The 9,036-nt window shown below is 67.6% G+C and carries 3 protein-coding genes and 2 pseudogenes; 2 read left to right on the plus strand and 3 right to left on the minus strand.

Annotated elements, in window-relative coordinates; translation table 11 throughout:
• The first annotated feature begins 69 nt into the window (after nt 1-69).
• The gene (locus tag JCM9942_RS19365) at nt 70-258 is read left to right on the plus strand and encodes an HAD family hydrolase (protein WP_256202318.1); all 189 of its coding nucleotides are present in this window, start codon (nt 70-72) and stop codon (nt 256-258) included.
• A 288-nt stretch (nt 259-546) separates the two neighbouring features.
• On the opposite strand, the pseudogene JCM9942_RS19370 reads toward JCM9942_RS19365, so the two are convergent.
• The 3 genes and pseudogenes from JCM9942_RS19370 to JCM9942_RS06705 form a co-directional block, all read right to left on the minus strand.
• Nucleotides 547-2,127 (minus strand): annotated as a pseudogene (locus tag JCM9942_RS19370) (autotransporter domain-containing protein); the annotation flags it as partial.
• Nucleotides 2,025-6,233, minus strand: coding sequence for a fibronectin type III domain-containing protein (locus JCM9942_RS06700; RefSeq protein ID WP_054658613.1), 4,209 nt, complete (start codon nt 6,231-6,233; stop codon nt 2,025-2,027). The gene JCM9942_RS06700 and the pseudogene JCM9942_RS19370, both read right to left, overlap by 103 nt.
• Before the next feature lie 732 nt (nt 6,234-6,965).
• Nucleotides 6,966-8,194, minus strand: a pseudogene (locus JCM9942_RS06705) (acetylornithine transaminase).
• A gap of 75 nt (nt 8,195-8,269) precedes the next feature.
• Between JCM9942_RS06705 and JCM9942_RS06710 the strand changes: the two are divergent.
• Nucleotides 8,270-9,036: ion transporter (locus JCM9942_RS06710; protein ID WP_054658615.1), on the plus strand; the 767-nt coding region annotated here is incomplete at its 3' end.

Consider the following 9,036-nt stretch of genomic DNA (forward strand, 5'->3'; position numbering starts at 1 on the left):
CCGCTCACCCGGCCGGTGATCGAACAGCTGCTGCCCGGCACTACCGTGCTGTGCAGCGCGGCACTGGGCGTGCGCAAACCCGATCCGGCCGCCTACATCGCCGCCTGTACGACCCTGCGCTGTGCCCCGGCTTGCACCCTGTTCGTCGATCATCTGTTCCGCAACGTGCAAGGTGCACGCGCCGCCGGCCTGCTGGCCGACACCGCCCACCACACCCAGTCGCTGCGCAAGCTGCTGAAGCGCCACCAGCTGCTGTAGGCAAACCAACGCCCTGGCACTGCACGGTGGGCTGCGATGAAACAACAACGCCGGCTTTCGCCGGCGTTGTTGTCGATCACCTGGCTGAGCACCCGGTGGGGCGTTACAGCGCATGGAAGAACCGCCACAGGAACGCGCAGAACCGCCGACCGGTTGCGCGCCAGGCGCATCGCTGTACATCGGCGCGTTAGCCCCCTGCTGCCCGTAGCGCACCTGCAAGCCGATGCTGTTGCTGCGCATCGCATTGCGGCCCTGCTCATGCCCCAGCAGCAGCGAGAACAGCCAGCCGCTGTCCAGCTGCAGGTCCATCCCGGCACCCAGCGAGAGCAGGTCATCGTTGTAGCTGCGCAGGTCCAGCACGTAGTCGCTGGCCGCCGGCCGCATCACGTAATTGATCGTGGCCTGGCCGCGGTTGTCCAGCGCGCTGCGGTATTCCACGGTCCAGTGTGGACGCAGGCTGCCCCAGTCACGGGTGAGCTGGAAGCTGCCCTGCACGCCCAGGGCCAGTGCGTTGTTGACCACGCGCTGGCGGCCGTAGACCAGGTCGAATGCCCCCAGCCCGCTTTCGCTGTAGCCATCCAGGGTGGCGCGGTGCCAGTCGTAACGGCCGTAGCTGGTCAGTGCCATGCCAGCCGGATTGTGGCGTTCATGGCCGAAGGTCAACGAACCGAACCACTGCTGGCCACTGCGCTGGCCCTGGGCACTGCCCTGGGCCAGGTCGTTCCAGCGCACGCTGTCAAAGTCCAGCCAGCCATTGGCCAGCATGCCGTCAACGAACAGGTTGCCGCCGACCCGCCACAGGCCATACACCGCCAGCGAGCGCTGGTCGGCATCCAGCCGCGAGGAGCTGCTGTCCAGGTCGGTGTCCTGGCGCGCCCAGCTGCCGGCCATGCCCAGCAGCACCTGCTCGTGCACGGCATGGTCAATGCCCACGGTGAGGCCACGGCTGCTGAAGTCTGCGCCACCGCCAGCCAGGCCTGTGCGTCCGCTCCTGCCGAAGCTGGCGCTGCCGGCCACCCACATACCCCAGCCCTCGGGCAGGCGCGGCATTACCGAATCGGCCGCGGCCTTGGGCAGGGTCAGCCCGGGCACGCCCTGGCCACCGGCCTGGGTGAGCGCAAAGCGGAAGTCGTTGCTGACAGAACCGCCACGCACCTGACGCAGGCGGTCACGGATGTTGCCCGACTGGATCTGGGCAAACTGCACGCTGGCATCGACCTGCGCCTGCAGGCCACTGGCCACGCGCGGATCAGCGGCCGGGTTCGGGCGGGCACTGACCAGCAGCCGCACCTGGATCGCGGCAGCGGTGTAATTGGCCGTCGCCGCCTGGGTCGCCGTCAGCACGGTGACACCTTCGCCGACCAGGGTGACGGTACGGCCGCTGACCGTGGCCACCGCCGGATCGGAACTGCTGAAGCTGAAGGTCCCCGGGCTGCTGCTCTGCGGCTCGGGCAGCTCGAAGGCATCCTCGCCGTAGACCTTGCTGATGTCATCGATCCAGCCCAGTTCCGGGGTTGCCAGCGCGATGGCGACATCCAGCCGCACCTGGGCAGCGGCCTGGTAGGTCGCATTGCCGGCCTGGTCGGCGCTCAGGCTGCACTGCCCGGCCGTCAGCATCGTCACCGTGCTGCCCTGCACCTGGCAGACGGTCGGGGTGAGGCTGGCAAACACCACCGGATTGCCCGAGGCACCACCGCTGGCGCTGAGGGCGAAGGTGCCACCCGGTGCAAACACGGGTGCCTCCGGGGTGGCCACAAACGCCTGGATCAGCTGGCTGCCGGCATCGACCACCTGGGTGAACGCCTGGGTCGTGGTGAAGCCATTGGCATCGGCGACCTGCAACGAGAACTCGTAGCTGCCGGCGGCGGTCGGAACGCCGCTGACTTCGCCGCTGGCCGACAGCACCAGCCCCGGTGGCAGCGTGCCGCCCCAACGCTGAAGGCGTAGGGGGCGGCACCGCCCTGCGCGCTGAGCTGCACCCGATACGCCTGCCCGCCGGTGGCAACGGGCAAAGGATCCACGGTCAGCACCGGGGCACCCACCACCAGCACATAGCCCTGGGTGGCAGTGAACGGCCCGGTTCCGGTACTGCTGTCGGTGACGGTGATCGCAAAGGCAAAACTGCCAGCCAGGGTCGGCGTACCGCCGAGCGAGCCATCACTGGCCAGTACCAGCCCCGGCGGCAAGGCACCACTGCTGACGGCATAGCGGTACGGTGCACTGCCGCCACTGGCTGCCAGCGTCTGCGCATAGGCCGCACTGCCGGTTGCAGCCGGCAAGGTGGACGTGGTCAACGACAGCGACGGCGCACTGACGGTGATGCTCACCGTCGCAGGGGCGGTGGTGGTGTAGGCATCACTGGCGGTGTAGCTGAAGCTGTCCGGGCCGGCATGGCCTGGCGCCGGGGTGTAGGTGATGGTGGTGCCGCTGGCCACTGCACTGCCATGGGCCGGGGCCGAGACCACGGTCACCGAGGAGGCCACGCCGGTGATGGCCAGGCTGACCGGGCTGGGGCCTGCGCCGTAGCCGATGGTGGCACTCACCGGCGCCACCGCCAGCAGCGGCGCATCCACCTGCAGGCTGTAGCTGCGTGTGGCCGAGAACGGCCCGGTACCGGTGCTGCTGTCGGTGCTGGTGACATCGAAGGCGAAGGTGCCGGTGGCCGTCGGCGTACCCGACAGTGTGCCGCTGGCCGACAGGCTCAGGCCCGCCGGCAGGGTGCCGCTGCTGAGTGCATAGCGGTAAGGCGAGGCGCCGCCACTGCTGCTCAGGATCTGCGTATACGCACTGTCTGCCGTGGCCACGGCCAGGCTGGCGGTATCGATCACCACGGTCGGTGCACTGACGGTGATGCTCACCGTCGCCGCGGCGGTGGTGGTGTAGGCATCACTGGCGGTGTAGCTGAAGCTGTCGCTGCCGGCATGGCCGGGCGCCGGGGTGTAGGTGATGGTGGTGCCGCTGGCCACCGCAGTGCCATGGGCCGGTGCCGTGGCCACCGCCACCGAGGAGGCCGCGCCAGTGATGGCCAGGCTGATCGGACTGGCCGTCCCATAGGCCACGGTGGCGCTCACCGGCGCCACCGCCAGTGGCGGCACCGGCGTGACCGCATTGGACGGGGCCGAGGCCGCACCGGTGCCGTTGGCATTGGTGGCGGTGACCACAAAGGTATAGCTCGTCCCCGGCGTCAGCCCGGTCACGGTGATCGGCGAGCCAGCGCCGGTGGCGGTGAAGCCGCCCGGGCTGGAAATGACGGTGTAGCCAGTGATGGCCGCACCACCATCGAACAGCGGGGCGCTGAAGCCCACGCTCACCGCGCTGGCACCGGCGACCGTGGCCGTACCGATGGTCGGCGCGCCGGGAACCACCCCGTTGACGCTGAAGGTCCGGCTGACCCGGGGGGCAGGCAGGTAGCTGGCATTGCCCGGCTGGTCGGCATGGATGGTGCAGCTGCCGGTACTGGCGAACCCGAGCAGGCCACCACTGGTGATCGTGCACACCGCGGGGGTTGCCGAGCTGAAGCTCACCGGCAGGTTGGAATCAGCGCTGGCCGTCAGGGTCGGGGTGGTGCCGAAGTTCTGCGCGCCGGGGTTGGTGAAGGTGATGACCTGCGGCGCGGCCGGCGTCACCGCGTTGGAAGCGGCCGAAGCCGGACCGGTGCCGGCCACATTGCTGGCGGTCACCGTGAAGGTATAGGCCTGCCCGTTGCTCAGCCCGCTGACCAGCAGCGGCGAAGCGGCACCGCTGGCCGTGGCACCGCCGGGATTGGCGGTAACGGTATAACCGGTGATGCTGCTGCCCCCGGTATTGGCCGGCGCGCTGAAGCTCACGCTGGCCTGGGTATCACCGCCGGTGGCCGTACCAATCGTCGGAGCTCCCGGCACGACCGGATTGACGGTGAAGCTGCGACTGACCTGGCTGGCCGCCAGCCAGGCCGCATTGCCGGCCTGGTCGGCGTTGATGGTGCAGTTGCCGGCGGTGATGAACGTCAGGCTGCCGCCGCTGGTGATGGTGCATACCGCGGTGGTGGCCGAGCTGAAGCTCACCGGCAGGTTGGAATCAGCGCTGGCCGTCAGGGTCGGGGTGGTGCCGAAGTTCTGCGCGCCGGGGTTGGCGAAGGTGATGACCTGCGGCGCGGCCGGCGTCACCGCGTTGGAAGCGGCCGAGGCCGGACCGGTACCGGCCACATTGCTGGCAGTCACCGTGAAGGTGTAGGCCTGCCCGTTGCTCAGCCCGCTGACCAGCAGCGGCGAAGCGGCACCGCTGGCCGTGGCACCGCCGGGATTGGCGGTAACGGTATAACCGGTGATGCTGCTGCCCCCGGTATTGGCCGGCGCGCTGAAGCTCACGCTGGCTTGGGTATTGCCCGCTGTAGCGGTGCCGATCACAGGTGCCCCAGGTGCTACCGCATTGACCAGGAACGATTGGCTGATGGTCGTGGCGGCATTGGTCGCGGCATTGCCGGCCTGGTCGGCATTGATGGTGCAGCTGCCGGCGGTGATGAAGGTCAGGCTGCCGCCGCTGGTGATGGTGCATACCCCGGTGGTGGCCGAGCTGAAGCTCACCGGCAGGCTGGAGGAGGCAGTGGCAGTCAGCGTTGGCGTGGTGCCGAAGTTCTGCGCGCCGGGGTTGGTGAAGGTGATGGTCTGGTTGGCCTTCGGCGTCACGCTGTTGCTCGCGGCCGACGCCGTACTGGTCCCAACCGCGTTGGTCGCGGTCACCGTGAAGGTGTAGGCAGTGCCATTGCTCAGGCCGCTCAGGGTGATGGGCGAGGTGGTGAAACCGTTGCCACCAGCGGTGATGCCCCCCGGATTGGAGGTGACCGTATAGCCCGTGATCGCCGAGCCGCCATTGCTGGCCGGAGCTGTGAAGGTCACCGAGGCCTGCGCATCACCGGCCGTGGCCGTGCCGATGGTCGGAGCGCCTGGCGCCGTTGCAATGGCTACGGTATGTGTCGTGCCGGCGGTGAAAGCGGCCAGGCCGCTGTTGCCAGCCGTATCGCTGATATTGGTGGACGCGTTGAGGTTGAGCTTGAGCGTACCGTTGCCGGTGATGCCATTGACGGTGACGGTGTAGCTGCTGCCGCTGCCGGAAGCGCTGGCGATGCTGCCTGTTGCGCTGCCGGTCCCGACCAGGGTGAAATCGTCGGTGGAAACACCGGTCACCCCCTCACTGAAGCTGGCCGTGAAATTCACCGTGGTATTGCTGGCCGAGGCCCCGCTCGCTGGGGCGATGCTGACGACAGTGGGCACAACGCTGTCCACCGTGGCGTTGCTGGTGTCGGCCCGGGTGGTGCTGCCAGTGCTGTTGCTGGCGGTGATGCTGACATTGCGGTTGCTGGCGGTGATGCCGGCGGCGACCGCCCAGAAGGCGGTCCAGGTGCCGGCATTGTTTGTCGCCGCCACGGCGGCCCCGCCGCCGAACTGGCTGAAGTCCACCGTCACGCCGGTGATGCCGGCGTTGTTGTCGCCGCTGGCGGTGTTGTTCCAGCTGGCAGTGACGGTATCACCGCGCCGGAAGACACCGCCGTTGCCGGTGGCGCCGGCAATGCTGATCCTGGCGTCGGTGACATTCGGCGGCGGCATCGTGCAGGTGATGGTGATGTCGATGCTCTGGCCATCGGCCAGGTACTGGAAATTGGAGTGGCTCAGCGGGCTGGTGGTGCAGCCTATGGCCTGGTACGCCCCGCTGTCGTTGTAGACGACCCTGAACCAGCCCGGTGTGTTGCCCAGGTTGACTGGCAGGTTGCTGACATTGCCGTTGAGCTCCTGCCATGCCACCCCGACCGCGTTGTTCTGGTCGCCATCGGCCGGGCTGCGCAGGAACACCAGCGTACCCGGCGCCGGGTTGCCGTTGGCGAGGTACGCGGCATGGGTCTGGTAGGTAACGCGCGCGGTGATCGCCGCCTGCGCCGAAGCCACCACCAGCAGCGGGAACAGGGCAAAAGCGAGGATCAGGAACCTGCGGAGGAACGGCATGCATGCATCTCCAGAACACGACAACAGGAATAGAAGAAAACGGATCACCACCCGGCCAAAAGGCGACCCCAAGGCGGAGAAACAACCTGCAACAGCGCAGTTGCACAGCACGCGGAGATGCAGGCGAGGTGGGTCCACACGGGCAGCACCTGATAGACCGGTGCCCTGTTACGGGCGCATGGCTGGACCGGCAGAGCCAGACGAACAGCCAGCCAGTTCTTCAGGCGCGCAGGAGCGCCTGACGCAACTGCCTGCCATGCCAGTGAATGGCGCGAGAAACCCCAAGCAACACGCCAATGGCAAGCAGATAACGCCATAACGGCGCAACCAGTAGACATTGGAAATGTGACCCCGCGCGGATTCTAATCGTATTTATCAAAGCCACGCCAGTACCGACGGAGGCATTCCCTGTTGCCACGACAGCGGCACCGTGCCCGAGGTTTCCACCCGGCCCAGCTACGGCGGTGAGGCGGTGAGTGTCTCGGCCAAGCCTAGGAGATGGTTGTCGCGCACGGTCCTGCGTTCCTCCCAGCGCCCTATCTTCGATAGGTAGGCATGGCATCACTCATCCCGACTGATGGCTGGAAATACCTAGCACCCGCGCCACCAAACCGGTGGCAGGCGCTGCTCACCGCCCCCGGTTACTGCGCAGGGTGCCGCAGTACCGGGCACACACAGAAAAGGCCGCCTGCATACAGCGGCGGCCTCTTCCTTGGACGGCAATGACCGCGATCAGCGCGAAGCCATGTAAGCCGCAATCGCCTCGCGTACGCGTTTGAGCCTTCGGCCACTTCCTCGTCGGTGATGTTCAACGCCGGCACGAAGCGCAGCACGCTGGTGCCGGCCTGCAGGATCAGCACCTGCTTCTCGGCGGCCAGATCCAGCAGCGCGCCGATGTCGGCCCGGTAGTCCGGCTTGAGCACTGCGCCGAGCATCAGGCCCATGCCACGCACCTGCTCGAACACGCCGAACTCTTCGCCGATGGCTTCCAGTCCAGCCTTCAACGCGGCCGACTGGCGCAGCACGTTGGCCTTGATCTCGTCCGATGCCAGCTTGCGCAGCGCCACGCGGGCGACGGCGGCGGCCAGCGGGTTGCCGCCGAAGGTGCTGCCGTGCGCGCCCACGCCCATGATGTCGGCCACCTTCGGTCCGGCCAGCATCGCGCCGATCGGGAAACCGCAGCCCAAGGCCTTGGCCAGGGTCACGATGTCCGGGGTCACCCCCCAATGCCAGTGTGCGAACAGCTCGCCGCTGCGGCCCATGCCGACCTGGATCTCGTCCAGCACCAGCAGTGCGTCGTGCTGGTCGCACAGTTCGCGGGCACGGCGCATGAACTCCGCGCTGGCCGGCATCACTCCGCCCTCGCCCTGCACCGGCTCGAACATCACCGCGGCCACGTCGCCAGCGGCCATCGCCTCCTCCAGCTGGGCGACGTCGTTGAAGTCCACATAACGGAAGCCACCGGGCAGCGGCTCGTAGCCTTCCTGGTACTTGGGCTGGGCGGTGGCGGTGACCGTAGCCAGGGTGCGGCCGTGGAAGCTGCCGCGGAAGGTGACGATGTAGCGCTTGGCTGCGTCGCGCCCCTGGGCGCTGGCCCACTTGCGCACCAACTTGATCGCCACTTCGTTGGCCTCGGCGCCGGAATTGCACAGGAACACCCGCTTGGCGAAACGCGAGGCCTCCACCAGCTCCTGCGCCAGGTGCAGCGGCGGCTCGCTGTAGAACATGTTGCTGGTGTGCCAGAGTTTGTCGGCCTGCGCGAACAGCGCGGCCTTCAGCTCGGCGTTGTTGTGGCCCAGGCTGCACACGGCGATGCCGGCGGCCAGATCGATGAACTCACGGCCCTGCGTGTCCCACAGACGCGCCCCCTGGCCTCGCTCCAGCACCAGCTGGCGCGGCTTGTAGACCGGCAGGTAGTAGTTGGACAGGGACAACAGCGCATCGGCATTGGCAGCGGTCATGACGGTATCGGGGTATCGGCGGCGGATTGGTCGCCCATTCTCCCCCATTCCAACAGCTGCGGCACAATGCAGGGCATGCGCCCGTTCTCCGCTCCCCAGCTCAATCCCGCCACCGAATCGGGCTGGCGTCGCCACTGGTTCGACATCATCTACCGGCACGACACCCGCCCCTCGCGCAACTTCGACCTGCTGCTGGTCTACGCCATCATCGCCAGCGTGCTGGTGGTGATGTTCGACAGCGTGCAACGCTTCCACGCCGCCCATGCCAGCTGGCTGTATGTGGTCGAGTGGGGCTTCACCCTGCTGTTCACCGCCGAGTATCTCCTGCGGCTGGCGGTGGTGCGGCGGCCACTGCGCTACGCGGTCAGCATCTGGGGCATCATCGATCTGGCCGCGATCCTGCCCACCTACCTGTCGCTGTTCATTCCCGGCGCGCAGAGCCTGCTGGTGGTGCGGGCGCTGCGCATCCTGCGCGTGTTCCGCATCCTCAAGCTGACCCGCTACGTCGAGGAGAGCGGCATCCTGATGCTGTCGCTGTGGCGCAGCCGGCGCAAGGTGCTGCTGTTCCTGTTCACCGTGGTCACCATCACCATCATCGCCGGCGCGCTGATGTACGTGATCGAAGGGCCCAATCACGGCTTCACCAGCATCCCCAGCAGCATGTACTGGGCGGTGGTGACAATGACCACCGTCGGCTTCGGCGACATCGTGCCGCAGACCGTGCTGGGCCGTTTCGTCACCTCGGTGCTGATCCTGATCGGCTACAGCATCATCGCCGTGCCCACCGGCATCTATACCGCCGAGCTGGCCAGCACCATGCGCGAGGCCGACGCGGCCGCGCG

It is taken from the genome of Stenotrophomonas pictorum JCM 9942 (assembly GCF_001310775.1).
Taxonomy (GTDB): domain Bacteria; phylum Pseudomonadota; class Gammaproteobacteria; order Xanthomonadales; family Xanthomonadaceae; genus Stenotrophomonas; species Stenotrophomonas pictorum.

Coding starts and splice junctions, on each gene's coding strand:
- JCM9942_RS06700 (WP_054658613.1), bottom strand. CDS start 6,233: ATGCCGTTCCTCCGCAGGTTCCTGATCCTCGCTTTTGCCCTGTTCCCG.